Source organism: Streptomyces sp. RKAG290, from assembly GCF_023701695.1.
GTDB lineage: Bacteria > Actinomycetota > Actinomycetes > Streptomycetales > Streptomycetaceae > Streptomyces.
The window spans coordinates 4,829,464-4,855,259 of record NZ_JAJOZC010000001.1 but is presented as its reverse complement, the minus strand read 5'-3'; the positions used below and the strand labels follow the sequence as shown (position 1 = coordinate 4,855,259).

Genomic DNA, 25,796 nt, shown 5'->3' with positions numbered 1-25,796 from the left:
GCCGCGGTCCGGCCCGGGTTCCTGCGGGGATCCGGGCCGGACCTGTGCCTACGTCGCGGCGACGGCCAGCAGTACGAAGGCGGCCAGCGAGAGGGCCGTCCGGAAGCGGTGGAAGCCGTTCCAGCGGGCTTCGAACGCGGCACGGGCCGCGCTCTCGTCGCCGCCCCCCGCCGTGTCCTCCGCCGCTGCGAGTGCCTTGTTCAGCGGGATGTTGCCGCCGATCGTGACCAGGTGGGAGACGACCGCGCAGACCAGCGCCACGGCCACCAGCGGCCACCACTTCTCGCCGTACTCCGTGAACACCGCGACCGCGGGGAAGACGACCGCGCCGAGGAAGACGACGAGGAACGCGGGCCCGGGGACCTTCTCGTTGAAGCGGCGCATCGCCACGGTGAAACGGTCGTCCGGCAGTGCGGCCAGACCGGGCATCACCGCGATGAGGAACGTCAGCAGGAAGCCGGCGTAGAGGCCGGTCGTGATGACGGCGAGGGCGGAGAACAGGGAGGCCATGGGCCCATCATGGCGCAGCAGGGCCGGTCGCACGGCGCTATTTCCGTACAGTCGTGCGACCGGGAGCGGCCGCCCGTCCCCGCCGCCGTCCGGGCGGCCCGGTCAGTCCATCTCGCCCTCTCCCCCGTCGGTCCCGGTGTCCTGGTGGCCGCCCCTGAGCCGGTCCGCGCGGCCGATCGCGGTGGCCAGTTTCGCCACCGAGTCGTCCTCCGTCGTGGCGGCCAGTTTCTTCGCCTTCGAGGCGAGTTCACCGAGTGCGGGCGCACCCGGGAGCGTGCCGCCGCGCAGGTTGTCGGCGAAGTAGGCGGCCACCGCGGTCACCTGGAGCCGGTCGCTGCGGCCGCCCCACAGCCTGCCCTCGATCTGCCCGGTGCCGACCGAACCCGTCTCCTCGTGCGCCGAGCGGGACCTGGGGTCCAGCCAGCGGACGGTCGCGGTGGCCACGTGGCCCGCCGCACCGTCCCGCAGGTGCACGGCGTAGAGCGCCGTCACCGTGTGCCCGGGGCCGATCTCGCCGCCGTCCACGCTGTCGTCGCGGAAGTCGTCGTCGGCGACCTTGCGGTCCTCGTAGCCGATCAGCTTGAACTTCTCGACGGTCTCCGGGTCGAAGGCGACCTGCGCCTTGGCCTCACGCGCCGTCAGTTCGAGGTGGGCGGGCAGCTGGTCCACGAAGACCTTGCGGGCCTGCTCCTCGTCGGCGATGTACGTGGTGTGGCCGTCGCCCTTGTTGGTGAGCCGTTCCATCAGGGCGTCGCCGTAGTCGCTGCCGACCCCGACCCCGAAGAGGGTGATGCCGTACTCGCGGCGGGCGGAGTCGATGCGTTCGAGGATCGCGTCGGCGTCGGTCTCACCGGTGTTGGCGAGCGCGTCGGACAGCAGGACGACCCGGTTGTTGGCGCCCTTGCGATGGCCTTCCACGGCCTCCTCGTACCCGCGCCGGACGCCGGCTGCCACGTTGGTGGAGTCGGCGGGTTCCATGGAGTCGACGGCGTCGTGGATCTTTCCCCGGTGGTCACGCAGCCGGGTCATCGGCAGTACGGTCTCCGCCTCGCCGCTGAAGGTGACCAGGGAGACCGCGTCGTCGTCGCGCAGTTCGTCGGTGAGGATGCCGAGCGAGGTCTTCACCAGGCCGAGGCGGTCGGGCGATGCCATGGAGCCGGAGATGTCGACGACGAAGGTGAGGGCTGCGGGCGGCCGTTCGGCGGCGGGCGGTGCGGCCTTCGTCGCCAGACCGACCCGTACCAGTGACCAGCCGCCGTCCTCGGCGCCGGCCCGCGCCCCGTCGACGGACACCGTGAAGCCGTTGCCCTTCGGACGCCGGTAGCCCTGGCGGAAGCTGTTGACGAACTCCTCCGGCCGGACGGTCTCCGGCCCCGGCAGCCCTCCGTCGGCGAGTGTGCGGCGCGCGTATCCGTAGGAGGCGGTGTCCACGTCCAGGGCGAAGGTGGACAGGTAGTCGGGCGGCGCGGACTCCTTCAGCCTGTCCGCGTCCTTCGCCGCGCCCGACTCCTTCGCACCGTCCTGCGCCGCTCCGCCCGTGGCGGCCGGTGCGGGCGCGGGCGCCCCACGGCGGCCCGAGGCGGAACTCTTGTCACCTGTCTCCGCCCCGAGCAGCCGGTGAGCAGTACCCCGCCCGCGAGGAGCAGCCCCAGCGCCCCTCGGCACATCCGTGTCCGGCGTTGCATCCCGTACCCCCTGTGTCGTCGCGTCCCCACTTGTGAATGTGACGTGCGAGAGGGGGCCGGGGAGCCGACGAGGACGTTGCGGAAGGATCTCGATGCGGCAACGACGGGCCGGAATTCAGCGGAACATCAGGGTCAGGACACGATGTCCTTACGACTGAACCCGCGGAAGGCCAGAGCGAACAGGATCAGGGCATACGCCACCGAGACCGCCGCGCCCTTGACCATGCCGCCCCACTCCAGGCCGGGCTGGAGCGCGTCGGCCCAGGCGAACTGCCAGTGGGCGGGCAGGAAGTCGCGCCAGGAGCCGAGCGCGGTGACCGCGTCCAGCACGTTGCCGACGATCGTCAGCCCGACCGCGCCGCCGACCGCGCCGAGCGGGGCGTCCGTCTTGGTCGAGAGCCAGAACGCCAGCCCGGCGGTGACGAGTTGGGAGACGAAGATGAACGCGACGACGAGTGCGAGCCGCGGCACGGTGTCCCCGGTCGCGAGCGCACCCCCGGTGGGCAGTTCGAGCGGCCCCCAGCCGTACGCGGCGGCTCCCGCGGCCAGCGCGACGAGCGGCAGCAGCACCATCGCCGCCAGGCTGAAGCCGAGCGCCACGACGAGCTTGCTCCACAGCAGCCGGGCCCGGGGCACGGGCGCGGCGAGCAGATAGCGCAGCGAGGACCAACTGGCCTCCGAGGCGACGGTGTCGCCGCAGAACAGCGCCACCGGGACCACGAGCAGGAATCCGGCCGACACGAACAGGCAGGTCGCGGCGAAGTTCGCGGCGGACGCGGTCGCGGTGTCCATCAGGGTGAGCCGGCTGCCGCCCCCCGGCCCGCCGTCCGGGGTGCCGCCGATGGCGAACGCGATGATCAGGATGAACGGCAGCGCGGCCAGCACCCCGCCCATGAGCAGGGTGCGCCGCCTGCGCAGCTGCCGTACCGCCTCCACGCGCAGCGGGAGGGTGTGCCGGGCACGGTATCCGGGGGCTTCGGGGGCCCCGGTGACTTCGGCTGCGGTACTCATGCGGAGCCTCCGGAGATCAGGGTGAGGAAAGCGTCCTCCAGGCGTCGGTGCGGCCCGACGCCGGTCAACGGCACGTCGAGGCGGACCAGTTCGGCGATGAGCTGCGAGGAGGTGGCGTCGTCGAGCCGGACCAGCAGGCCGTGTGCGTCGTCCGTGCGGACGGCGGAGCCGACGCCAGGCAGCGCGGCGATCTTCTCGGCGAGGGGTTCGGTGAGTTCGTCCGCCGTGGTGACGAGCAGCATGTCGCCGGAGCCGGTGATCTCGGCGACCGGGCCCGCCTGGACGAGCCGGCCGCGGTCCATGACCACCAGGTGGGTGCAGGACTGCTCGACCTCCGACAGGAGGTGGCTGGAGACGATGACGGTCCGGCCGCCGGCCGCGTAACGGATCATCACGTCACGCATCTCGCGGATCTGAGGCGGGTCGAGACCATTGGTCGGCTCGTCGAGGATGAGGAGGTCCGGCATCCCGAGCATGGCCTGGGCGATGGCGAGGCGCTGCCGCATGCCCTGCGAATACGTGCGGACGGCTCGGGCCAGTGCGTCGCCGAGACCGGCGATCTCCAGGGCCTCCTCGATGCGGGAGTCCCCGGCGGGCCGGCCGGTGGCCTGCCAGTACAGCTCCAGGTTGGCGCGCCCGGACAGGTGCGGCAGGAACCCGGCGCCTTCGACGAACGACCCGACCCGGGACAGCACGGGCGCACCGGGCCGGATGGCCTGCCCGAAGACCCGGATCTCCCCGTCGTCGGGCGTGATGAGGCCCATCAGCATGCGCAGGGTGGTGGTCTTCCCGGCGCCGTTCGGCCCGAGGAGCCCGAGCACCTGCCCCTTCTCCACGCGGAAGGACAGCTCCTTGACGGCGTACCGGTCGGCGGACTTGGCGTACTTCTTCGACAGGCCGGTGATCTGCAGCGGTACGCCGGTGAGCGCGGGGTCCGGGGCGGGGGTGGCGGTCCGGCGCCGCGCGTTGAGCAGCAGGGCAGCGGCGATCACGACGGCTGCGGCCGGCAGCCCCCAGGTCCACCAGGGCAGGGCGGCCGAGGCCGTGGTGAGCCCGGGTGCGGTGGGGATGTTCAGCGGGCCGCCGAGGGAGACGGTGTACGTCGTCGGCCTGGCCGGTGAGGCGTAGCCGAGGTCGGTGGCGGACAGCACGAGACGCAGCCGGTGTCCCGGGTCGATCTCGTGGTCGACGGCGGGCAGGGTCAGCTCGACGGGCTTGCCCTGCTGGTCGGGGGTGATCCGGTAGGGGGCGACGAGCTGGGAGGGCAGCACCTGCTGCTTGCCGTCCGGCGACACGTCGTACACCTTGCCGAACAGCACCGCGTCGCCCTGCCCCGCCTTCACGTTCACCTTCACGGTCGGCGAACCGGTGAGGCGCCGCGAGGTCTTCAGCGGGGCGGACTCGAAGCGGGCGAACTGCCCGGGAAAGTCGACGGACAGCCCGACGCCGAGCGTGGACAGCTGGGCGAGCCCGCCGCCGGTGCCGGGGACGGCGGAGATGGAGGGCGGACTGGCTCCGGCGGGGTTGCGGAAGGTCTGGGTCCGTCCCTTCAGCTCCACCGGCTGCTCCCCGCTGTGCAGCCCCGGGTAGGTGTCGCCGCTCGCGCCGCGGGTGAGGGCGGCACCGTCGGTGGAGTCGACGCCACCGGTCCGGGTGACTCGGAAGGCGGGCCCGGTGTCGGCGGCCTTGTCGCCCTTCAGATAGCGGTCGAACCAGCTGGTGACCCGCTGCCGCACCCGGTGGGACTCCTTGTCGCCGCCGTCGTGCCCGCCGGTGACCCAGTCGACCGAGACGGGGGCGCCGTTCGCCTTGACGGCCTTCGCCATGTCGTCGGCCTGGCCGAGCGGGAAGAGGGAGTCGGTCTGCCCCTGCATGATCAGCGTGGGCACCTTGATGCGGTCGGCCACGGCGCTCGGCGAGCGCGCGTCGAGCAGCGCACGGGCGGCGGCGTCCGGCTTCCCGCTGACGGCGACCCGTTCGTACATCTCGCAGAGCTGCTTCTCCAGGTTCTGGCAGCCGCCGCCGGTGGTGACGAACAGACCGGCCCAGAGCTTCTTGAACACCCCGTGGGGGAACAGCGCGTCGGCGAGGTTCCAGTAGGTCATCTCCGGGGCGATGGCGTCGACGCGCCGGTCGTACCCGGCGGCGAGGAGGGAGATCGCGCCGCCGTAGGAGGCGCCCGTGACCCGACCCTCGGGTCGCCCGCGGCGTCGAGCTGCACCTCGGGCCGGTCCGCCAGCCAGTCGATCAGCTTGGAGACGTCCCTGACCTCGGCGTCGGGTGCGTTGATCGACGTCTTGCCCCGGACTTGCCGAAGCCGCGGGCGGACCAGGTCAGCACGGCGTACCCGTCGGCCGCCAGCTTCTGCGCCTGCGCCCGGTTGTCGTTCTTGTTGCCACCGAAGCCGTGCCCGATCAGGACGGCGGGCCGGCGCCGGGTACCGCCGGTGCTGAAGTACGAGGTGTCCAGCGACACCCCGTCGATGCGCATCATCCGGTCCTGCCGGTGCACGGCCGGCGCACTGTCGTCGGCCGCGGCGGTCCAGGTGCCGGCCCCGGCCAGCACGACGAGCGCGGCGAGGCCGGCGGCCCACCGGCCGCGTGAGCGGGGCAGCAGACGCCGCCACCGGGGCGTACGCGCAATAGGGGTGTCCATGTGTCGAGCCTAAGCGGGCGCCCACCCCGTCTACGCTGCCGCCCGGGGGAACTCTCCGGCCTCCTCGGGGCGTACGGTGCTCCCCCGCCGTACTCCGTCCGCGGTATGCCGGGCACTGTGACCCATCCCATCCACGGAAAGGCCCGCCATGGACAATCCGGTGGAAATCCGCCGCGCGACGACCGTCGCCGAGCTGACCGCCGCGCAGCACCTCTACGACGGTCCGGCCCGCGAGGAGTGGGCGGCCCGCTTCCTCGCCTCGGACGGACACCTCATGGTGATCGCGTACGTGGAAGGAGCGCCCGCGGGCTTCGTGTCCGGCATCGAGATGCTGCACCCCGACAAGGGCAGCGAGATGTGCCTGTACGAACTCTCGGTCGACGCCGCCTACCGCCGCCGCGGCATCGGCCGCGCCCTCACCCAGGCGCTGGCCGCGGTGGCCCGGGAGCGCGGCTGCTACGACATGTGGGTCGGCGTGGACCTCGACAACGAGGCCGCCCTGGCGACGTACCGCTCGGCGGGCGCCTCGGACGACGGCGGGTTCGCGATGCTGACGTGGGCGTTCGGGGCGGCCCGGTGACCGCCGCGTCCCGGGACCCGCGGCGCGTTCCGGAGGTCGCGGGCCCGTAGGGCCCGGCCGCTCGACGCACGGGCACCGGCCGCCCCCGAGGAGGGCGGGCCCGAGCCGGGCCCGCCGGGGTTCGCTACGCCGTGGGCAGCTTGCCGCTCTTCGTGTGCACCTCGTCGAGGAAGTCGACGTCCTTCGAGTTCATCCGGTACACGTTGATCCGGACCTTGTGGCCCTCGGTGATGCTGAACGCGCAGGACTTGAAGCTGCTCGTCTGGCAGGTGCCCTTCTTCTTCCCCGCCGTGACGTCGTAGACCTCGGTCCAGACGTAGTGGTTGTCCGCGCGGAGGTCGTCCACGACCACCCGCTCGGCGTCCTTCGCCGAGTCGCGCGGTTCGAACACGACCATGGCCACCTTCTTGCCGCCCGCGTAGAAGTAGTCGACCGTGTTGGGCTTGGCGGCGGCGCTGGACGTGCCGGTACCGGCCGTGAGGGCGAGCCCCAGAGCCGTCACCACCGTGGCGCCCGTGCGGACGAGACTGCGCTTCTTCATAGGGGTTCCTCCGTGCTCAAGTGGTGCTGTGAGCCAGCGCGGTGCGCTGCGCAGTGATCTTCCTACCAGGGGGTCCGGCGGACCGGTCAACTCCGCTTCGCCTAGCGCCCGCTCGGTGTTCCCGGCGTGGAGGAACCGCGCTCAGCCCCCGCGAGAACTTCACCGTCCGGCCCCGATTGCGCCCGGTGCGACGCGTGCGGCACCGGTACGACCGGAGCGGGATACGGCAACTCCCCCGGCAGCAGCCGGGCTGCCTCGTCGCTGCGGCCCGCGCGGACCAGCTCGTGGATCTCCCGTGCCAGCGGGGTGACATCGCGCACGGACACCGTCCACTCGTCCGCGTAACGCCGCGCCGCGTCGCCCGCGAGGCCGAGTTGCAGCGAGCGGTACGGGAGCCGGTTCAGGTGCAGGTCGCGCTCGGGGTCCCACTGGACCCGGGCCGGGGCGCGGCGCAGGCTGCGCTGCCAGGCGGCGTGATCCGGGTGCACGCCGCGCTCGTAGTGCGAGAGTTCGGCGTTCGCCAGCGCCCAGTCGAAGCCCTCGCGCGTGATCTCGACGGCCAGTACCGTCTCCTGGCCCTCCTTCGTGCCCCAGCCGCAGCGGTACATCATCCACAGGAAGCTCGGCTTGATCCATGTCATGCGGTCGCGCTTCCAGGCGGGCGGGAAGCGTCCGTCGCGGGCGGCGGGGAGGCCGAGCGACGGGGAGTACGCCTGGTAGACGGTGACGGTCGTGTCCGTGTGGAGCGCGCGGATCTCGTGCTGCGGAGGGGTCGGTTCGGTCATGGCGCCCATCCCAGCACCGGCGGGGTGCGGTCGGCGAGTGGGTTTCCTGACGCGCCCCGGCCGCCGCTTTCCTGGCGGTCGGTCAGCCGTGCCGGACCGCGTGTCATCCGCGGACACTGACATTCGTCATACGGAGGTCAGTACACCTGGCTCTGCCGGAGCCGGGGCCCCGGCGGACATGCTGTGGGTATCGAGAGCGGGAGCCGCGAGGGCGCCGCCGATACGGGAGGAACCCGTCATGAGCAGCCCGGCCGCCGCTGTCGTCGCACCTGTTGCCGAGGCTCAGGTCGCCGCCGTTGCGTTCTCACCGCGCAAGGCCCTGCTGGACAGCCTGATGCCGCTGCTCGTGGATGTGGCGGTGCCGCTGCTCTCGTACTACGTGCTGAAGGCCGCGGGACTGGGGACGTTCGGTGCGCTGGCCTGGAGCAGTGTGGTGCCGGGGGTGCGGACCGTGTGGGGTGTGGTGCGCGACCGGCGCCTCAACGCGCTCGCGGCGCTGATGGTGGCGGTGAACGCGGTCGGGCTGCTGCTGAGCCTGGTGGCGGGTGATCCCCGGCTGATGCTCCTCAAGGACAGCGGGGTGAGCAGCACCATCGGGCTGGTGGTCCTGGTGTCCGCGCTGCGGGGGCGGCCGATGATGTCGGCGGGGCTGCGTCCGTGGCTGACCCGGGGCGAGGCCGCCAAGTCAGCTGCCTGGCAGCGGCTTTCGACGGAGTCGGGAGCGTTCCGGCGGGTCGAGGCGCGGTTCTCCGTGGTGTGGGGTGTGGCGCTGCTCGGTGAGTGCGCCGTACGGGCCGTGGGTGCGTACACCGTGCCGGTCGAGACGATGGTGTGGGGCGGTCAGGTGGTTCTGGGCGTGGCGATGGTGCTGGCGTTCGTCGTCTCGGGCCGGGTCGCGGTCGTTCCGATGGAGCGACTGATCGACGAGACAGCGGAGACGGCGGAGACGGCGAAGGCTGCGAAGACGGCCGTCGCGGAGCGCTGAACCTTCAGGAACCGCCGCAGGGCCGCTCCGGGGGAGCGGCCCTGCGGTCGTGCTGTCCGTGCGGGTCAGTGGTTGCTGGGGAAGCCCAGGTCCACTCCGGCCGGGGCGTCGGCCGGGTCGGGCCAGCGGGTGGTGGTGACCTTGCCGCGGGTGTAGAAGTGCACGCCGTCGTTGCCGTAGATGTGGTGGTCGCCGAAGAGCGAGTCCTTCCAGCCACCGAAGGAGTGGTAGCCCACCGGGACCGGGATCGGGACGTTGATGCCGACCATGCCGGCCTCGATCTCCAGCTGGAAGCGGCGGGCCGCGCCGCCGTCGCGGGTGAAGATCGCGGTGCCGTTGCCGTACGGCGAGGCGTTCATCAGCGCGACGCCCTCCTCGTACGTGTCGACGCGCAGCACGCACAGGACCGGGCCGAAGATCTCGTCCTTGTAGGCGTCCGAGTCGGTGGAGACGTTGTCGAGGAGGGAGAGGCCGATCCAGTGGCCGTCCTCGAAGCCCTCGACCGTGTGGCCGGTGCCGTCGAGGACGACGTCGGCGCCCTGGGCCGCCGCGCCGGTGACGTAGGAGGCGACCTTGTCGCGGTGGACGGCGGTGATCAGCGGGCCCATCTCGGACGCCGGGTCGTTGCCGGGGCCGATCTTGATCTTCTCGGCGCGGTCCTTGATCCGGCCGACCAGGTCGTCGGCGATCGAGCCGACCGCGACGACGGCGGAGATCGCCATGCAGCGCTCACCGGCGGAGCCGTACGCGGCGGAGACGGCCGCGTCGGCGGCGGCGTCGAGGTCCGCGTCGGGCAGCACCAGCATGTGGTTCTTCGCTCCGCCGAGCGCCTGGACGCGCTTGCCGTTGGCCGAGGCGGTGGCGTGGATGTAGCGGGCGATCGGGGTCGATCCGACGAAGGAGACGACGGCGACGTCCGGGTGGTTGAGCAGGCCGTCGACGGCGACCTTGTCACCGTGCAGGACGTTCAGCACACCGTCCGGCAGGCCGGCCTCGGAGGCCAGTTCGGCCAGCAGGTTGGCGGCCGACGGGTCCTTCTCGCTGGGCTTGAGCACGAAGGTGTTGCCGCACGCGATGGCGAGGGGGAACATCCACATCGGCACCATGGCCGGGAAGTTGAACGGTGTGATGCCCGCGACGACACCGATCGACTGGCGGATCGAGGAGACGTCGACCCGGGTGGACACCTGGGTCGACAGCTCGCCCTTGAGCTGGGTGGTGATGCCGCAGGCCAGCTCGACGATCTCCAGACCGCGGGCCACCTCGCCGAGCGCGTCGGAGTGCACCTTGCCGTGCTCGGCCGTGATCAGCGCGGCGATGTCGTCGCGGTGGGCGTCCAGCAGCGCCCGGTAGCGGAAGAGGACCGCGGTGCGGGCGGCCAGCGACGACGTGCCCCACGTCGCGTACGCGTCCTTCGCAGCAGCCACCGCGGCGTCGACCTCTTCGGAGGAGGCGAGCGCCACCTGGGTGGTGACGACGCCGGTGGCCGGGTCGGTGACCGGGCCGTAGTTGCCCGACGCGCCCTCGACGGTCTTGCCACCGATCCAGTGGTTGACGGTCTTCATGCTGTGACTCCTTCAGAGGTGGCGGCGTCGGTCGGCGACATGACGTTCGTACTCTTCCCGGGCTTTTACCGCCGACGGGCGAGTGGCCGTTTCGGCTACAGGAACATCCCACCACGCCTGTGCCGGAGGGGGGCCCGACACTGTGTCTGCCGTTTCGGTCTCGACGTAGACACAAGTGGGACGGTCGGCGCCACGGGCGTCGGCGAGGGCTTCTCGCAGGTCACGCACTGTGCCGGCGCGCAGTACCCGCATGCCCAGGGAGGCGGCGTTCGCCGCCAGGTCGACGGGGAGCGGCGGGCCGGTGAAGCCGCCGTCCGCCGACCGGTGGCGGTAGGCCGTACCGAAGCGTTCGCCGCCGACGGACTCGGAGAGACCCCCGATCGACGCGTATCCGTGGTTCTGCAGGATGACGAGCCGGATGGGCAGGTTCTCCTGGACGGCGGTGACGATCTCGGTGGGATTCATCAGGTACGTGCCGTCCCCGACCAGCGCCCAGACCGGGCGGCCGGGGGCGGCCAGCTGGACTCCGATCGCCGCGGGGATCTCGTAGCCCATGCAGGAGTAGCCGTACTCCACGTGGTACTGCTGCGGCGAGCGGGTCCGCCAGAGTTTGTGCAGGTCACCGGGGAGCGAACCGGCGGCGTTGATCAGGATGTCCTCGTCGGTGACCAGCTCGTCGAGGAGGCCGAGTACCTGGGCCTGGGTGGGGCGGGCGTCCGGGTCGGGGGTGGCGTAGGCGGCGTCGACGCGCCGCTCCCAGCCGGCCTTGGCCTCGGTGTACTCGCTCTCGTACGCGGGGTCGGTCCGGTGGCCGCCGCTCCCGGCCAGAGCGGCGGTGAGGGCTTCGAGGGACGCGCGGGCGTCGGCGACGAGCGGGAGTGCGCCGAGCTTGTGGGCGTCGAAGCCGGTGATGCTGAGGTTGAGGAAGCGGACGTCCGGGTTCGCGAAGAGGGTGGCGGACGCCGTGGTGAAGTCCGAGTACCGGGTGCCCACCCCGATCACCAGGTCGGCGGCGCGCGCCAGGTCGTCGGCGGTCGTGGTGCCGGTGTGGCCGATGCCGCCGACGTCGGCGGGGTGGTCGTGGCGCAGCGAGCCCTTGCCCGCCTGGGTGGCGGCGACGGGGATGCGGGTGGCGGCGGCGAACGCGGCCAGCGCTTCCTCGGCCGCGCTGTGGTGGACCCCGCCGCCCGCGACGACGAGCGGCCTGCGCGCGGCACGCACCGCCCGTACCGCCCGGTCGAGTTCGTGCGGATCGGGGAGCGGCCTGCGTACGTGCCAGACCCGTTCGGCGAAGAAGTCGGCCGGCCAGTCGTACGCCTCGGCCTGGACGTCCTGCGGCAGCGCCAGCGTGACCGCGCCGGTCTCCGCCGGGTCGGCGAGGACCCGCATGGCCGTGAGCGCGGCCGGGACCAGCGCCTCGGGGCGGTTGATCCGGTCGAAGTAGCGGGACACGGGGCGCAGGCAGTCGTTGACCGAGACGTCGCCCGCGGACGGGACCTCCAGCTGCTGGAGTACGGGGTCGGCCGGGCGGGTCGCGAAGGTGTCGCCGGGCAGCAGCAGCACCGGGAGGTGGTTGACGGTGGCGAGGGCGGCGCCGGTGACGAGGTTGGTCGCGCCGGGGCCGATGGAGGTGGTGACGGCGTGTGCGGAGAGCCGGCCGGACTGGCGGGCGTAACCGACGGCGGCGTGCACCATGGCCTGCTCGTTGCGGCCCTGGAGGTAGGGCATGCCGGCCCCGGTCTCCAGGAGCGCCTGGCCGATGCCCGCGACGTTGCCGTGGCCGAAGATCCCCCAGGTGGCGCCGATCAGCCGGTGGCGGTGGCCGTCCCGTTCGGTGTACTGCCGGGCGAGGAAGGCCACCAGGGCCTGGGCGGTGGTGAGGCGGCGGGTGCGTGGCGGGGACGCGGTCACGCGGTCACCTCCGGTGCGTGGAGCGGGGGCCGGGAGGCGCTCATGCGTGTGCCTCCGGTCCGTAGAACGGGAGGCGGGGGTCCATGGGCTGCGACGGCCAGGTGTCGCGGATCCAGCCGTGGTCGGGATGGTCGCGGATCAGCCACTCCCGCTGCTCCCCCGGGCCCGCCATCACGTTGAGGTAGTACAGCGTGCGGCCGGGTGCGGCGATGGACGGGCCGTGCCAGCCGTCCGGGATGAGGACCGCGTCGCCGGTGCGGACCTCGGCCAGGACGTCCGTCCCGCCGGGGCGGGACGGGGACACCCGGTGGTAGCCGAGGCCGTCGTCGGCCACCTCGAAGTAGTAGATCTCCTCCAGGACGGACTCCTCGCCGGGGTGGTGCTCGTCGTGCTTGTGCGGCGGGTAGGAGGACCAGTTGCCGCCCGGGGTGAGGACCTCGACGGCGATCAGCCGGTCGCAGTCGAAGGTGTCGGCGGCGGCGAAGTTGTTGACCTGGCGGGAGCAGTCGCCGGAGCCGCGCAGTTCGACGGGTACCTCCGGCGCGGGGCCGTAGCGAGCGGGGAGTCGTCGCTCGCACTTCGCTCCTGCCAGGGCGAAGCGGCCACCTGCGCCGGAGGCGATCTGTGCGTGGGCGTCACGCGGTACGTACGCGAAGTCGGATACCCCGCTGAACACGCTTTTCCGGCCCAGCAGTTCAAAGATCTCATCTGAGATGTGCACCGTACAGGCACCGGCCAACGGCAGCACGATCCACTCGCTCTCCCCGGTGACAAGTGTGTGAACACCTCCCGGTTCGAGCTCCACCACGCGCAGGCTGGAGCGCTCCCAGCCGGCCCGCTCCGGAGCGATGTCGAGGGCGTAGGGACCGCTCGCCGCGCTGCCCGCGGCCAGGTGGTACCTCGGTTCTCCGTGCATCGTCATGTCCCTTCCCTACCCGTCCTGCCCGGTTCGAGCAGCGATACGGCCGTGTCGACCGCGGCGCTCACGTCCCCGTCGGCCGGGTAGAGCAGCGACCGCCCCACCACCAGCCCCCGGACGGTCGGCAGCCGCAACGCGGTACGCCATCTCTCGTACGCGCCGTCCTGGTCCTCGCCCACCTCGCCGCCCAGCAGTACGGCGGGCAGCGTGGAGCTCTCCATCACCTGCGCCATGTCCTCGGGCTTCTCGGTGACCGGGACCTTGAGCCAGGTGTACGCGGAGGTGCCGGCCAGCCCGGAGGCGATGGCGATGGAGGTGCTCACCGCCGCGGCGCTCAGGTCGTTGCGGACCTTGCCGCCGGTGCGGCGGCAGAGGAAGGGTTCGACGAAGACCGGCAGCCGGTGTGCGGCCATGGCGTCGATGGCGCGGGCGGTGGTGTGCATCGTGTCGAGGGAGCCGGGGTCGTGGTAGTCGATCCGCAGCAGCAGCTTGCCCGCGTCGAAGCCGAGCCGGGCGAGGTCCTCGGGGCGGTGGCCGGTGAACCGGTCGTCGAGTTCGAAGGCGGCGCCGGCCAGCCCGCCGCGGTTCATCGACCCGACGACGACCTTGTCCTCCAGCGCGCCCAGCAGCAGCAGGTCGTCGAGGATGTCGGCGGTGGCGAGCACTCCGTCGACGCCGGGCCTGGAGAGCGCCAGGCAGAGCCGGTCCAGCAGCTCGAACCGGTTGGCCATGGCGAGTTCGCGCGCGCCGACGGCGAGCGAGCCACGGGCCGGATGGTCGGCGGCGATGATCATCAACCGCCCGCTGCTCCCGACGAGCGGCCGCCTGCGACGCCGGGCGGCGGCCTCGGCGACGGCTTCGGGGTGGTGCATGCGCAGGTGGACGAGGTCGGCGACGGAGGCGGCCGCGGGCGTCATGAGGCCGTGCCGGACTCGGTGGGGGCCTGCGGTGGGCTGCTGCCGGGACCGGCCGCGCTGACGGTGCCCGCGGCCAGCGCGGCTTCGACCTCGTGGGGGAACGGCATCGCGGAGGAGCAGGCGAGCCTGGAGGCGACGATGGCGCCTGCGGCGTTGGCGTACCGCATGATGCGGGCGGTCTCCCAGCCGGCGAGCAGGCCGTGGCACAGGGCGCCGCCGAACGCGTCACCCGCGCCGAGCCCGTTGACCACCTCGACGGGAAGCGGCGGGACATCGGCCACCGAGCCGTCGCGGTGCACGGCGAGGACGCCCGCGGGGCCCTGCTTGACGACGGCGAGCTCGACACCGGCGGCGAGGAGGGCGCGGGCGGCGGCGTACGGTTCGCGCTCACCGGTAGCGATCTCGCACTCGTCGAGGTTGCCGACGGCGACGGTGGCGTGGGCGAGAGCTTCGCGGTAACGCGCGGAGGCGGCGGGGTGGGGCGGGCCGTCCGCCGCGGCGTGCTGCGGCTCCTCCCAGAACATCGGGCGCCAGTCGAGGTCGAAGACGGTGATGCCGCAGCGGTTGCGGGCGCGTAGCGCAGCGAGCGTCGCCGAGCAGCTGGGTTCGGCGCAGAGCCCGGTGCCGGTCATCCAGAACACCCGGGCGGACCTGACGGCGTCGAGGTCCAGCTCCGACTCGTGGATCTCCAGGTCCGGGGCCTTGGGCTGCCGGTAGAAGTAGAGCGGGAAGTCGTCGGGCGGGAAGATCTCGCAGAAGGTGACCGGGGTCGGGTACTCGCCGACGGCCGTCACCCATCGGTCGTCCACCCCGAACTCCCGCAGCTGCTGGTGGAGGTACTCCCCGAACGCGTCCCGCCCCGTGCGGGTCACCACCGCGGTGCGCCGGCCGAGTCGGGCCGCCGCTACGGCGACGTTGGTGGGCGAGCCGCCGAGGAACTTCCCGAAGGCATCGACCCGGGCGAGCGGCAGGCCGGCCTGCAGGGGGTAGAGGTCCACTCCGATCCGGCCCATGGTGATCACGTCGTACGGCTCAGGCATCTGTGTCCCTTCGACGACCGGTGCGGCAGCCGGCGGCCGCGGCCACCGGCCCCGGTCTAGCTTCTCCCCCGGAATGCTGTCAATGATTGGTCCGGACATACGGACCAATGCTTGACACCCGTCTCCCGGGGCCGTGAGGGTTGACGGCATGACCTCCTCCGCATCCACTCCGGCCCGCATCCGCATCGGCTCCGCGCCCGACTCCTGGGGTGTGTGGTTCCCCGACGATCCGCAGCAGGTGCCCTGGCACCGCTTCCTCGACGAGGTCTCCACCGCGGGTTACGAGTGGATCGAGCTCGGCCCGTACGGCTATCTCCCGACCGACCCGGCCCGCCTCGCCGACGAGACCCGCAGCCGCGGACTGACGGTTTCGGCGGGCACCGTTTTCACCGGATTGCACCACGGTCCGGACGTCTGGGACCGGACCTGGGCGCATGTCGCCGATATCGCGGCACTCACCCGGGCGATGGGCGCCGCCCACCTCGTGGTCATCCCGGCCTTCTGGCGCGACGACAAGACGGGCGAGGTGCTGGAGGACCGCACCCTCACCGCGGAGCAGTGGCGCGACCTCACCACCCAGACGGAACGGCTGGGGCGCGAGGTGCAGGACCGTTACGGCCTGCGCATCGTCGTCCACCCGCACGCCGACACCCACATCGACACCGAGGAGAACGTCAGCCGCTTCCTCGACGCCACCGATCCCGCCCTGGTCTCGCTCTGCCTCGACACCGGGCACTACGCCTACTGCGGCGGCGACAGCGTCAAGCTGATCGAGACCTACGGCGAACGGATCGGCTATCTGCACCTCAAGCAGGTCGATCCCCAGATCCTGGCCGAAGTGGTCGCGAACGGGGTGCCGTTCGGTCCGGCCGTGGCGCGCGGGGTGATGTGCGAGCCGCCGGGCGGGGTCCCTGCCCTGGAGCCCGTGCTGGACGCCGCCCGCCGGCTGGACGTCGACCTCTTCGCGATCGTCGAGCAGGACATGTATCCGTGCCCGCCCGACAAGCCCTTCCCGATCGCCCGCCGCACCCGGGAGTTCCTCCGCTCCTGCGGCAGCCCGCGGCAGACCCCCTGACACACCGTGCCGCCCTCGGACGTGACGTGACGGCGTCGCGCGGTGTTGTCCTCGGAGAGAAGCCGGGACCGGGACACCACCGCTCCCCGCCCCACACCACACGAGGAGCAATTCACCGTGATTCGCAAGATGCTGCCGTTCCACCGGGCGGCCGGGTCCGCGGCCCTGGCCGCCCTCGCCCTGGCCAGCGCGCTCAGCACCGCCCCCGGCGCCGCGGCCGACGAGGACAACGCGCCCCCGCTCGGCTCCAGCCCCGTCTGCGCCTTCTACGAAGGCAACGGGCTGACCGCCTTCGGCGAGCAGGGCGAACACGTCTCCCAGGTCCAGTGCATGCTGGCCAACCGCCGCTACCTGCCGTGGGACGCGGTGGACGGCGCGTTCGGCCCGCGGACCCTCGTCGCCGTACAACGCTTCCAGGCCGACCACCCGCCGCTCGTACCGGACGGGCTCGTCGGCCCGGACACCTGGTCGGCGCTCTGGCACGCGTAACGGCTCACCAACCGGGCCACACGTCACACCCGGCGTCTGGCCCGGCGCGCGCCACGCCCTTCCGAGGGCGGCCCCTTTGACCCCAATGCACGCCTTCTGTCACAGAGATCCCCTCCCCGTCACACATGTCTCCGTTACGCGGGTCTTCCGTCACAGGCGCTCGACAGCCCCTCCCCCACCACGCCGTCCGTCGTTCACCGAACACAGGCTGAGTGATCGTCAGCGTCCGTGCCGCAGCTCCCCCGACGGCCCCCAGGCTGCCGCTGCGACGCAGAGAGGTGTCACTTATGACGGACAGAAGGCTCTGGTCCTACAAGGACATTGCCGCGCACATCCGGGTGCAGCCGGACACGGTGCGCTCCTACCGCAAACACGGTCTCCTTCCGTCACCGGACCACGTGGAGAACGGCAAGCCCTACTGGTACGCGGACACCATCCGCGCCTGGGTCGCCACCCGCCCCGGCAATCGGGGCCGCCGGGACTGACCCGCCCTTCCCCCTTCTCCCCTCCGCCCCGCCCCGTGCGGCGACCGGCTCCCACCCGTCGCCGTACGGGGCCGCCCCACGTGCGGGAGGAGCCCCGTGCGGCACCTGTCACGCGCGGGGCGGCCGACGCGCCGGTTCGATGACCGTCACTCCGGCTCCGCGCGCCGCGCCCATCGCCGCGAGCGCCGCCGGGGCCGCGTCCAGGCCGATGGTGGAGGTCACCAGCAGATCGGGGCGCAGGGTGCCGGCCCGGACCATGTCCATCATCGGCGGGTAGGCGTGCGCGGCCATGCCGTGGCTGCCGAGCACCTCCAGCTCCAGGGCGATCACCCTCGCCATGGGTACGACGGGGTCGCCGGCCGCCGACGGAAGCAGCCCGACCTGCACATGACGCCCCTGTCGGCGCAGGCTCCGGACCGAGGCCGCACAGGTGACCGGCGACCCCAGGGCGTCCAGCGACAACTGGGCACCCCCACCCGTGAGTTCGCGCACCGTCTCGCCGGCCCCCTCCGGGTGCGCGGAGGCGTCCACGCACTCCACCGCGCCGAGCGTCCGGGCCAGCCGAAGGGCGTCCGGCGAGACGTCGACCGCGACCACCCGGGCGCCGCAGGCCACCGCGATCATCACGGCCGAGAGCCCGACCCCGCCGCAGCCGTGCACGGCGACCCATTCACCCGCGGCCACCCGGCCCCGGGCCACCACGGCCCGGAACGCCGTGGCGAACCGGCACCCGAGGCCGGCGGCCGTACCGAACGACATCCCGTCGGGCACGGAGACCAGATTGACGTCGGCCTGTTCCAGTGCGACGTACTCGGCGAACGATCCCCAGTGGGTGAAGCCCGGCTGGGTCTGGCGCTCGCAGACCTGCTGGGCCCCGGCTGCGCAGGCGGAGCAGCGGCCGCAGGCGCAGATGAAGGGGACGGTGACCCGGTCGCCCGGCCGGTGGCCGACGACGTCCTTCCCCACCGCCTCGACCACACCCGCCAGTTCGTGTCCGGGCACATGCGGGAGGGTGATGTCTGGATCGTGGCCCATCCAGCCGTGCCAGTCGCTGCGGCACAGCCCGGTGGCCTCGACCCGGACCACCACCCCCTGACGGGAGGGGCTGGGATCCGCCACGTTCCGGACCCGGGCCTCCTGCCCGAACTCCTCGAACACCACTGCCCGCATGTGCCCCACCCTTCACCCGCGCCCCGTTCTCCGGACGGCCGAATCTACGCGCCGCCGCCCTGCGCGCCGCAGGCCCGCACTCCCCCGAATGGCCGACAGCGAGTCCGGGCCGCTCGCATTTATACCCCCTAGGGGTATAGTCTCCTGAGTGTGGAGGTGCACCGGCCTTCCCGGAACCCCCTGGGCCCCTGCCGCCACACCCATTTGTGCTCGTCGAAGAGGAGAACACAATGACCGCCGAGACCCAGCTCCCCCAGGCGACCGGCTCCTGCTGCTCACCCAGCGGCTCCTGCCACGACGGTGCGGGCGCCGACGCGCAGCAGGGCGGCGTCACCACGGTCTACCAGGTGACCGGCATGACCTGCGGACACTGCGAGGGTGCCGTCTCCGAGGAGCTCTCCGGTATCGAGGGTGTCACCTCGGTGAAGGCCGTGGCGTCCACCGGTCGGGTGACGGTGATCTCCCGGGCGCCTCTGGACGAGCAGGCCGTGCGCGCCGCCGTCGACGAGGCCGGTTACGAGTTTGCAGGCCAGGCCTGAGCTCCCCGCGATCCGCTCCACCCGCACCGCCCCCTTTTCCACCGGGCCGGACCGACCAGCAGATACTGGTGGGGTACGGCCCGGTCGGCGTTTCAGGAGTTCGGATATGCACAGCGCAACAGAGGCCGACACCCCGGCAGCGGAGAGTTCGGTGGCCGAGCTCACCATCGGCGGGATGACCTGCGCCTCCTGCGCGGCTCGCGTCGAGAAGAAGCTGAACCGGATGGACGGGGTCACCGCCACCGTCAATTACGCCACCGAGAAGGCCCGGGTTAACTTCGGCCCTCAGACCGGTCTCGCCGATCTGATCGCCACCGTGAAGAAGACCGGCTACACGGCGGAGCCGGTGCCGCGCCCCGCACCGACCCCTGCGCCGACCGCGGAGGCCCCGGCGCCAGCCCCGGCCGCTGAGGCCCCAGCCCCCGACGCGCCGCCCGTCCCGCACGCGGCGGGAGACCCGGGCACCACAGCCCCCACAGCCGCCTCAGGCAGCTCAGGTACGGCGCACGGCCCGAGCCCGAGCACCGCGGTCACCCAGGCCGCCCCCGACGCCCCAGCCACCCCTGACGCCCCCACCGCCGCCCTGGACTCCCTGCGTCAGCGGCTCATCGTCTCGGCCGTCCTCGCCGCCCCCGTGGTCGCGATGGCGATGATCCCGGCGTTGCAGTTCGACAACTGGCAGTGGCTCTCCCTCACTCTCGCCGCCCCCGTCGTCGTCTGGGGCGGGCTGCCCTTCCACCGGGCTACCTGGACCAACCTCCGGCACGGCGCGGCCACCATGGACACGCTCGTCTCGGTCGGCACCCTCGCCGCCTTCGGCTGGTCACTCTGGGCGCTGTTCCTCGGTGACGCGGGAATGCCCGGCATGCGGCACGGCTTCGACTTCACGGCCTCCCGCTCCGAAGGCTCCTCCACGATCTATCTGGAGGTCGCCGCCGGAGTCGTCACCTTCATCCTGCTGGGCCGCTACCTGGAGGCGAAGTCCAAGCGGAAGGCCGGTTCCGCCCTGCGGGCGCTGATGCATCTGGGTGCCAAGGACGTCGCGGTCCTGCGCAGCGGCGCCGAAGTGCGTATCCCCGTTGCCCGGCTCGCCGTCGGCGACCGCTTCGTGGTCCGCCCCGGCGAGAAGGTCGCCACCGACGGCACGGTCGTCGAGGGCAGCTCGGCCCTGGACGCGTCCATGCTCACTGGCGAATCCGTGCCCGTAGAGGTCGGCGTCGGCGACCCGGTCACCGGCGCCACGCTGAACGCGGGCGGCCGGCTCGTCGTCGAGGCGACCCGGATCGGCGCGGACACCCAGCTGGCCCGGATGGCGAAGCTGGTCCAGGACGCGCAGAACGGGAAGGCGGCGGCCCAGCGCCTCGCGGACCGGATCTCCGCGGTCTTCGTCCCGGTGGTCCTGCTCATCGCCCTGGCCACCCTGGTCTCCTGGCTGCTGATCACCGACGACCTGACCGCCTCGTTCACCGCCGCCGTCGCCGTACTGATCATCGCCTGCCCCTGCGCCCTCGGCCTCGCCACACCCACCGCCCTCATGGTCGGCACCGGACGCGGCGCCCAGCTCGGCATCCTCATCAAAGGCCCCGAAGTCCTGGAAACCACCCGCCGCATCGACACCATCGTCCTCGACAAGACCGGCACCGTCACCACCGGCAAAATGACCCTCCTCGCCCTCCACACCACACCCGGCACCACCGAAACCCACGCACTCCACCTCGCCGGCGCCCTGGAACACGCCTCCGAACACCCCATCGCCCAAGCCGTCACCACCGCAGCCACCAACCGCACCACCACCCCCTCCCCACCCCCGACAACTTCACCAACATCCCCGGCCTCGGCGTCCAAGGCACCGTCGAAGGCCACACCGTCCTCGTGGGCCGCCCCCGGCTCCTCGCCGACGCCGGGATCGACGTACCGGGAGTTCTTTCCGCCGCCCTGACGGAGGCGGCCGCCCAGGGCCGTACCGCGATCGCGGTCGCCTGGGACGGCGAGGCACGGGCGGTCCTGGAGGTCGCGGACGCGGTCAAGGACACCAGCGCCGAGGCCGTCGAGCGGCTCCGCGCACTCGGTCTGACACCGATCCTGCTGACCGGCGACAACCGGGCAGTGGCCGATTCCGTGGCCCGCGCGGTCGGCATCGACGAGGTCCGTGCCGAGGTGCTGCCCGAGGAGAAGGCGCACGTCATCGAGCGGTTGCAGGCCGAGGGACATGCGGTCGCGATGGTCGGTGACGGCGTCAACGACGCCGCCGCACTGGCCACCGCCGACCTCGGCCTGGCCATGGGCACAGGCACGGACGCCGCGATCGAGGCGAGCGACCTGACCCTCGTTCGTGGAGATCTCAAGGTGGCCGCCGATGCCATCCGTCTGGCCCGCCGGACCCTGGCCACCATCAGGGGCAACCTTTTCTGGGCATTCGGTTACAACGTTGCTGCTCTACCCCTTGCGGCATTTGGCCTGCTCAGCCCTATGATTGCAGGAGCGGCGATGGCCTTCTCCTCGGTCTTCGTCGTAACGAACAGCCTGCGCCTGCGGTCCTTCACCTAATTTCCACAATGAGATTTAGATCACACTGTTTTTGGGGTAACCATTCGGTGGGTCCGCGAGTCTTAGAGTGCGATGCCAAGGGTGTCTTGGGGGACATCCGACGGAGGGTCTTGGGGGACACTCCGGGCAAGCGTTGGCCGGGGCACGTGCACCGGGGAGCTTTGAGCGGCCCTCCCGTCGGTACGTACCCCGGCAGACCGCAGGCAGGAAGGCAGTACGAGGAGAAGCGCAGGACACGCAGTACCGAGGAACACCCAGGAGCTTCGGCTCCCACTGAACGCCCGGCCGGATCCCGTGGGGGGAATCCGCTCCGGGATATGGGAAGCGCCTCGCTGTCGGCCCGTGGGGGGATCGATGGCGAGGCGCTTCTCGCATGTCCGGAGGCGTCCGGGACGAGCGGGCACAAGCAAATCGCCCCTGCCGCCGCGCTCTGTGCGAAAGCGCGGCAGTCGGGGCGAAGGCAACCGGCCGAAGTGGCCCGGGGCGGCGCAGGGGTGGTGCGGGGGCTCAGCGGCCCTCGACCGGGACGAAGTCGCGCAGGACCTCGCCGGTGTAGATCTGGCGCGGGCGGCCGATGCGGGAACCCGGCTCCTTGATCATCTCGTGCCACTGGGCGATCCAGCCCGGAAGCCGGCCGATCGCGAAGAGCACCGTGAACATCTCGCTCGGGAAGCCCATGGCCCGGTAGATGAGACCGGTGTAGAAGTCCACGTTGGGGTAGAGGTTGCGCGAGACGAAGTACTCGTCGGAGAGCGCGTGCTCCTCCAGCTTGAGCGCGATGTCGAGCAGCTCGTCGGACTTGCCGAGCGAGGACAGCACATCGTGGGCCGCGGCCTTGATGATCTTGGCGCGCGGGTCGAAGGACTTGTACACCCGGTGGCCGAAGCCCATCAGGCGGACGCCGTCCTCCTTGTTCTTCACCTTGTGGATGAAGGAGTCGACGTCGCCGCCGTTGGCCTGGATGCCCTCGAGCATCTCCAGCACCGACTGGTTGGCGCCACCGTGCAGGGGACCCCACAGCGCCGAGATGCCGGCGGAGATCGAGGCGAACATGTTCGCCTGCGAGGAGCCGACCAGACGCACGGTGGAGGTCGAACAGTTCTGCTCGTGGTCCGCGTGCAGGATGAGCAGCTTCTCCAGCGCCGAGACGACGACCGGGTCGGGCACGTACTCCTGCGCGGGGACCGAGAAGGTCATGCGCAGGAAGTTCTCGACGTAACCGAGGTCGTTGCGCGGGTAGACGAACGGGTGACCGATCGACTTCTTGTACGCGTACGCCGCGATGGTCGGCAGCTTGGCCAGCAGCCGGATCGTCGAGAGGTGACGCTGCTCCTCGTCGAACGGGTTGTGGCTGTCCTGGTAGAACGTGGACAGCGCGCTCACGACCGAGGACAGCATGGCCATCGGGTGGGCATCGCGCGGGAAGCCGTCGAAGAACCGCTTGACGTCCTCGTGCAGCAGCGTGTGCTGGGTGATCTCGTTCTTGAAGGCCGACAGTTCGTCGACCTTCGGGAGCTCACCGTTGATGAGCGTGTACGCGACCTCGAGGAACGTCGATTGCTCGGCGAGCTGCTCGATCGGGTAGCCGCGGTACCGCAGGATGCCCTGCTCGCCATCGAGATAGGTGATGGCCGATTTATAGGCAGCGGTGTTGCCGTATCCGCTGTCCAGCGTCACCAGACCGGTGTTCGCCCGGAGCTTCCCGATGTCGAAGCCCTTGTCGCCGACGGTGCTGTCGATCACCGGGTAGGTGTACTCGTCATCGCCGTACCGCAGTACTACAGAGTTGTCGCTCACGTCATCCCTCACCGACGTAGTGCCTCTTCTTCGAGGTTCCCTGACTGTCTCCACCCTCCCCCATTTGGCTCAGGAGAGTGCACTCGGGGTCGTCCATTGGACCTATTGGCGGCACTGAGTGCCGCCAACTTAAGCATCCTGCCCCCTTGACTCCGGTTCCGGAAGACCTCCGTGATGTTTCCCACCGATTTGATCGATCATTTTTTCGACGGATCCTCCTTCCGCCCCGCCTCGCAGCCGGTAATCCAGCGCCGTACAGCGTCTGCCTGCGGAAACCGTGCGGACCGCCTGGCCGATCGCCTGCCGGGACCCGACCAGCACGACGAGCTTCTTGGCCCTCGTCACGGCCGTGTACAGCAGGTTCCGCTGGAGCATCATCCAGGCGCTCTTCGTGACCGGAATGACGACGGCCGGGTACTCGCTGCCCTGGGAGCGGTGGATCGTCATGGCGTACGCGTGGGCCAGCTCGTCGAGCTCGTCGAAGTCGTAGCTGATCTCCTCGTCCTCGTCCGTGAGAACGGTCAGCTTCTGCTCGTCCGGGTCGAGGGCGGTGACGACGCCGACCGTGCCGTTGAAGACGCCGTTCTCGCCCTTGTCGTAGTTGTTGCGGATCTGGGTGACCTTGTCGCCGACCCGGAAGACCCGGCCGCCGAACCGCTTCTCGGGCAGGCCGGGGCGGGCGGGTGTGATGGCCTGCTGGAGCAGGCCGTTGAGATGGCCGGCCCCGGCCGGCCCGCGGTGCATGGGTGCGAGTACCTGCACGTCACGGCGGGGGTTCAGACCGAACTTGGCGGGGATGCGGCGGGCCGCCACGTCCACCGCGAGCACCCCGGCGTCCTCCGTCTCGTCCTCCACGAAGAGGAAGAAGTCGCTGAGCCCCTGGGTGAGGGGCGGTACGCCGGAGTTGATCCGGTGGGCGTTGGTGACGACGCCGGACTGCTGGGCCTGACGGAAGATGGTGGTCAGCCGGACCGCCGGGACGGGTCCGCCGTCGGCGAGCAGATCCCGCAGCACCTCCCCCGCACCGACCGACGGCAGCTGGTCCACATCTCCCACGAGCAGCAGATGGGCACCGGGTGCCACCGCCTTGACCAGCTTGTTGGCGAGCAGCAGATCGAGCATCGACGCCTCGTCGACGACGACCAGATCGGCGTCCAGCGGACGGTCCCGGTCGTACGCCGCGTCGCCGCCCGGCTTCAGTTCGAGCAGCCGGTGCACGGTGGAGGCCTCGGCCCCGGTCAGCTCGGAGAGCCGCTTGGCCGCCCGGCCGGTGGGCGCGGCCAGCACCACCTTGGCCTTCTTGGCCCGTGCCAGCTCCACGATGGACCGGACGGTGAACGACTTCCCGCAGCCGGGCCCACCGGTCAGTACGGCGACCTTCCGGCTGAGCGCGAGCCGCACCGCGGCCTCCTGCTCGGGCGCCAGCTTCGCGCCGGTACGCCCCGCGAGCCACTTCAGCGCCTTGTCCCAGTCCACGTCCCCGAAGGCCGGCATCCGTTCCTCGGGCGTCCGCAACAGCCGCCGTACCTGGGCGGCGAGGGAGATCTCGGCGCGGTGGAAGGGCACCAGGTACACGGCCGTGACGGGTTCACCGCCCTCGGGTGACGGCACCTTCTCCCGTACGACGCCCTCCGGCTCATCGGCCAGCTCGGCGAGGCACTCGATGACCAGGCCGGTGTCCACCTGGAGCAGCTTCACCGCGTCCGCGATCAGCCGCTCCTCAGGGAGGAAGCAGTTGCCCTGGTCGGTGGACTGCGACAGCGCGTACTGGAGTCCGGCCTTGACCCGCTCCGGGCTGTCGTGCGGGATGCCGACCGCCTGGGCGATCTTGTCGGCGGTGAGGAAGCCGATGCCCCAGACGTCGGCGGCCAGCCGGTAGGGCTGGTTCTTCACGACGGAGATCGAGGCGTCCTCGTACTTCTTGTAGATGCGCACCGCGATCGAGGTCGAGACGCCGACGCCCTGGAGGAAGACCATGACCTCCTTGATCGCCTTCTGCTCCTCCCAGGCCGCGGCGATCATCTTCGTCCGCTTCGGGCCGAGCCCGGGCACCTCGACGAGCCGCTTCGGCTGCTGCTCGATGATGTCGAGGGTGTCGACGCCGAAGTGGGTGGTGATCCGGTCGGCCATGACCGGGCCGATGCCCTTGATCAGCCCGGAGCCGAGGTAGCGGCGGATGCCCTGGATGGTGGCGGGGAGGATCGTCGTGTAGTTCTCGACGGTGAACTGCTTGCCGTACTGCGAGTGCGAGCCCCAGCGCCCCTCCATCCGCAGCGACTCACCGGGCTGCGCGCCGAGCAGTGAACCGACCACGGTCAGCAGATCGTTGGCACCGCGCCCGGTGTCGACGCGCGCGACCGTGTACCCGTTCTCCTCGTTGGCGTACGTGATCCGCTCAAGCACGCCTTCGAGGACGGCCATGTTCGGCGTGGTGGACGTGGTGGACATGCCGGAGACGGTACCGGGCAGCGCCGACAGCGTGCCCGGAAGAGGGAGCCTGCCCGGGTCCGGTGCCGCCGGGCTTTCACGGGAGCCGGATCCAGGACGCCCGACACGCCGGAATGCCGGCATCGGGCGGGCGTCGTAGCGT

20 protein-coding genes and 2 pseudogenes are annotated in these 25,796 nt (G+C 71.4%); 8 read left to right on the top strand and 14 right to left on the bottom strand.

The genetic code is table 11. The annotated features are described in order from the left end of the window. Positions 1-48: 48 nt before the first annotated feature. The 4 genes and pseudogenes from LNW71_RS21380 to LNW71_RS21365 form a co-directional block, all read right to left on the bottom strand. Positions 49-510 (bottom strand): anthrone oxygenase family protein, encoded by a 462-nt coding sequence (locus LNW71_RS21380; protein WP_250969703.1) that lies wholly within the window; start codon positions 508-510, stop codon positions 49-51. A 102-nt stretch (positions 511-612) separates the two neighbouring features. Beyond that, a pseudogene (locus LNW71_RS21375) lies at positions 613-2,195 on the bottom strand (von Willebrand factor type A domain-containing protein). 132 nt (positions 2,196-2,327) lie between these two features. Continuing rightward, positions 2,328-3,206 (bottom strand): ABC transporter permease, encoded by an 879-nt coding sequence (locus LNW71_RS21370; protein WP_250969702.1) that lies wholly within the window; start codon positions 3,204-3,206, stop codon positions 2,328-2,330. After that, positions 3,203-5,771 (bottom strand): annotated as a pseudogene (locus LNW71_RS21365) (alpha/beta fold hydrolase). Before LNW71_RS21365 ends, LNW71_RS21370 begins: the two are co-directional and overlap by 4 nt. Before the next feature lie 250 nt (positions 5,772-6,021). Here LNW71_RS21365 and LNW71_RS21360 point away from each other — a divergent pair. Next, positions 6,022-6,441, top strand: coding sequence for a GNAT family N-acetyltransferase (locus tag LNW71_RS21360; protein ID WP_250972087.1), 420 nt, complete (start codon positions 6,022-6,024; stop codon positions 6,439-6,441). A 124-nt stretch (positions 6,442-6,565) separates the two neighbouring features. Here LNW71_RS21360 and LNW71_RS21355 read toward each other — a convergent pair whose 3' ends face one another. Both LNW71_RS21355 and LNW71_RS21350 read right to left on the bottom strand, forming a co-directional pair. Beyond that, entirely contained in the window at positions 6,566-6,982 is a 417-nt protein-coding gene (locus LNW71_RS21355; protein WP_250969701.1) for a hypothetical protein, read from the bottom strand. A gap of 101 nt (positions 6,983-7,083) precedes the next feature. Then, positions 7,084-7,767: a DUF4291 domain-containing protein gene (locus LNW71_RS21350; RefSeq protein WP_250969700.1), complete on the bottom strand. Its 684-nt coding sequence runs from the start codon at positions 7,765-7,767 to the stop codon at positions 7,084-7,086. Positions 7,768-8,005: 238 nt separating this feature from the next. Here LNW71_RS21350 and LNW71_RS21345 point away from each other — a divergent pair, with 238 nt between their 5' ends. After that, on the top strand, positions 8,006-8,752 hold the full coding sequence (locus LNW71_RS21345) for a VC0807 family protein (RefSeq protein WP_250969699.1): 747 nt from the start codon (positions 8,006-8,008) through the stop codon (positions 8,750-8,752). A gap of 65 nt (positions 8,753-8,817) precedes the next feature. Here LNW71_RS21345 and LNW71_RS21340 read toward each other — a convergent pair whose 3' ends face one another. The 5 genes from LNW71_RS21340 to iolC are packed head-to-tail and all read right to left on the bottom strand — an operon-like array spanning position 8,818 to position 15,104. Beyond that, positions 8,818-10,317 carry a CoA-acylating methylmalonate-semialdehyde dehydrogenase gene (locus LNW71_RS21340; RefSeq protein WP_250969698.1) on the bottom strand — a complete coding sequence of 500 codons (1,500 nt, stop codon included), beginning with the start codon at positions 10,315-10,317 and terminating at the stop codon, positions 8,818-8,820. 12 nt (positions 10,318-10,329) lie between these two features. Beyond that, positions 10,330-12,228, bottom strand: a complete 1,899-nt coding sequence (gene iolD / locus LNW71_RS21335; RefSeq protein WP_250969697.1) for a 3D-(3,5/4)-trihydroxycyclohexane-1,2-dione acylhydrolase (decyclizing) — start codon at positions 12,226-12,228, stop codon at positions 10,330-10,332. A gap of 40 nt (positions 12,229-12,268) precedes the next feature. Continuing rightward, positions 12,269-13,150, bottom strand: a complete 882-nt coding sequence (gene iolB / locus LNW71_RS21330) for a 5-deoxy-glucuronate isomerase (protein WP_250969696.1) — start codon at positions 13,148-13,150, stop codon at positions 12,269-12,271. Further along, positions 13,147-14,064: a deoxyribose-phosphate aldolase gene (locus LNW71_RS21325; protein ID WP_250969695.1), complete on the bottom strand. Its 918-nt coding sequence runs from the start codon at positions 14,062-14,064 to the stop codon at positions 13,147-13,149. Before LNW71_RS21325 ends, iolB begins: the two co-directional genes overlap by 4 nt. After that, on the bottom strand, positions 14,061-15,104 hold the full coding sequence (gene iolC, locus LNW71_RS21320) for a 5-dehydro-2-deoxygluconokinase (protein WP_250969694.1): 1,044 nt from the start codon (positions 15,102-15,104) through the stop codon (positions 14,061-14,063). The genes LNW71_RS21325 and iolC overlap by 4 nt, the downstream gene beginning before the upstream one ends. A 148-nt stretch (positions 15,105-15,252) precedes the next feature. Here iolC and LNW71_RS21315 point away from each other — a divergent pair, with 148 nt between their 5' ends. From LNW71_RS21315 to LNW71_RS21305, 3 genes are all read left to right on the top strand, one after another. Further along, the gene (locus LNW71_RS21315; protein ID WP_250969693.1) at positions 15,253-16,179 is read left to right on the top strand and encodes a sugar phosphate isomerase/epimerase; all 927 of its coding nucleotides are present in this window, start codon (positions 15,253-15,255) and stop codon (positions 16,177-16,179) included. A gap of 117 nt (positions 16,180-16,296) precedes the next feature. Continuing rightward, positions 16,297-16,668 carry a peptidoglycan-binding protein gene (locus LNW71_RS21310; RefSeq protein WP_250969692.1) on the top strand — a complete coding sequence of 124 codons (372 nt, stop codon included), beginning with the start codon at positions 16,297-16,299 and terminating at the stop codon, positions 16,666-16,668. A gap of 287 nt (positions 16,669-16,955) precedes the next feature. Further along, positions 16,956-17,153 (top strand): MarR family transcriptional regulator, encoded by a 198-nt coding sequence (locus LNW71_RS21305; protein WP_250969691.1) that lies wholly within the window; start codon positions 16,956-16,958, stop codon positions 17,151-17,153. Positions 17,154-17,261: 108 nt separating this feature from the next. On the opposite strand, the gene LNW71_RS21300 is transcribed toward LNW71_RS21305, so the two are convergent. Next, positions 17,262-18,323, bottom strand: coding sequence for a zinc-dependent alcohol dehydrogenase family protein (locus LNW71_RS21300; RefSeq protein ID WP_250969690.1), 1,062 nt, complete (start codon positions 18,321-18,323; stop codon positions 17,262-17,264). 230 nt (positions 18,324-18,553) lie between these two features. On the opposite strand from LNW71_RS21300, the gene LNW71_RS21295 reads away from it, so the two are divergent. The 3 genes from LNW71_RS21295 (at position 18,554) to LNW71_RS37005 (ending at position 21,409) form a co-directional block, all read left to right on the top strand. Continuing rightward, a complete protein-coding gene (locus LNW71_RS21295; RefSeq protein ID WP_250969689.1) occupies positions 18,554-18,862 on the top strand; it encodes a heavy-metal-associated domain-containing protein in 309 nt (102 codons plus the stop codon). 106 nt (positions 18,863-18,968) lie between these two features. Further along, a complete protein-coding gene (locus LNW71_RS21290; RefSeq protein ID WP_374119437.1) occupies positions 18,969-20,801 on the top strand; it encodes a heavy metal translocating P-type ATPase in 1,833 nt (610 codons plus the stop codon). Further along, on the top strand, positions 20,735-21,409 hold the full coding sequence (locus tag LNW71_RS37005) for an HAD-IC family P-type ATPase (RefSeq protein WP_374119436.1): 675 nt from the start codon (positions 20,735-20,737) through the stop codon (positions 21,407-21,409). Before LNW71_RS21290 ends, LNW71_RS37005 begins: the two co-directional genes overlap by 67 nt. Before the next feature lie 507 nt (positions 21,410-21,916). On the opposite strand, the gene LNW71_RS21285 is transcribed toward LNW71_RS37005, so the two are convergent. Beyond that, positions 21,917-23,206, bottom strand: a complete 1,290-nt coding sequence (locus LNW71_RS21285; protein ID WP_250969688.1) for a citrate synthase — start codon at positions 23,204-23,206, stop codon at positions 21,917-21,919. 129 nt (positions 23,207-23,335) lie between these two features. Continuing rightward, a complete protein-coding gene (locus LNW71_RS21280; RefSeq protein WP_250969687.1) occupies positions 23,336-25,654 on the bottom strand; it encodes an ATP-dependent RecD-like DNA helicase in 2,319 nt (772 codons plus the stop codon). Positions 25,655-25,796 lie beyond the last annotated feature (142 nt).

Coding starts and splice junctions, on each gene's coding strand:
- LNW71_RS21380 (WP_250969703.1), bottom strand. CDS start 510: ATGGCCTCCCTGTTCTCCGCCCTCGCCGTCATCACGACCGGCCTCTAC.
- LNW71_RS21370 (WP_250969702.1), bottom strand. CDS start 3,206: ATGAGTACCGCAGCCGAAGTCACCGGGGCCCCCGAAGCCCCCGGATAC.
- LNW71_RS21355 (WP_250969701.1), bottom strand. CDS start 6,982: ATGAAGAAGCGCAGTCTCGTCCGCACGGGCGCCACGGTGGTGACGGCT.
- LNW71_RS21350 (WP_250969700.1), bottom strand. CDS start 7,767: ATGACCGAACCGACCCCTCCGCAGCACGAGATCCGCGCGCTCCACACG.
- LNW71_RS21345 (WP_250969699.1), top strand. CDS start 8,006: ATGAGCAGCCCGGCCGCCGCTGTCGTCGCACCTGTTGCCGAGGCTCAG.
- LNW71_RS21340 (WP_250969698.1), bottom strand. CDS start 10,317: ATGAAGACCGTCAACCACTGGATCGGTGGCAAGACCGTCGAGGGCGCG.
- iolB (WP_250969696.1), bottom strand. CDS start 13,150: ATGACGATGCACGGAGAACCGAGGTACCACCTGGCCGCGGGCAGCGCG.
- LNW71_RS21325 (WP_250969695.1), bottom strand. CDS start 14,064: ATGACGCCCGCGGCCGCCTCCGTCGCCGACCTCGTCCACCTGCGCATG.
- iolC (WP_250969694.1), bottom strand. CDS start 15,104: ATGCCTGAGCCGTACGACGTGATCACCATGGGCCGGATCGGAGTGGAC.
- LNW71_RS21315 (WP_250969693.1), top strand. CDS start 15,253: ATGACCTCCTCCGCATCCACTCCGGCCCGCATCCGCATCGGCTCCGCG.
- LNW71_RS21305 (WP_250969691.1), top strand. CDS start 16,956: ATGACGGACAGAAGGCTCTGGTCCTACAAGGACATTGCCGCGCACATC.
- LNW71_RS21300 (WP_250969690.1), bottom strand. CDS start 18,323: ATGCGGGCAGTGGTGTTCGAGGAGTTCGGGCAGGAGGCCCGGGTCCGG.
- LNW71_RS21295 (WP_250969689.1), top strand. CDS start 18,554: ATGACCGCCGAGACCCAGCTCCCCCAGGCGACCGGCTCCTGCTGCTCA.
- LNW71_RS21290 (WP_374119437.1), top strand. CDS start 18,969: ATGCACAGCGCAACAGAGGCCGACACCCCGGCAGCGGAGAGTTCGGTG.
- LNW71_RS21280 (WP_250969687.1), bottom strand. CDS start 25,654: ATGTCCACCACGTCCACCACGCCGAACATGGCCGTCCTCGAAGGCGTG.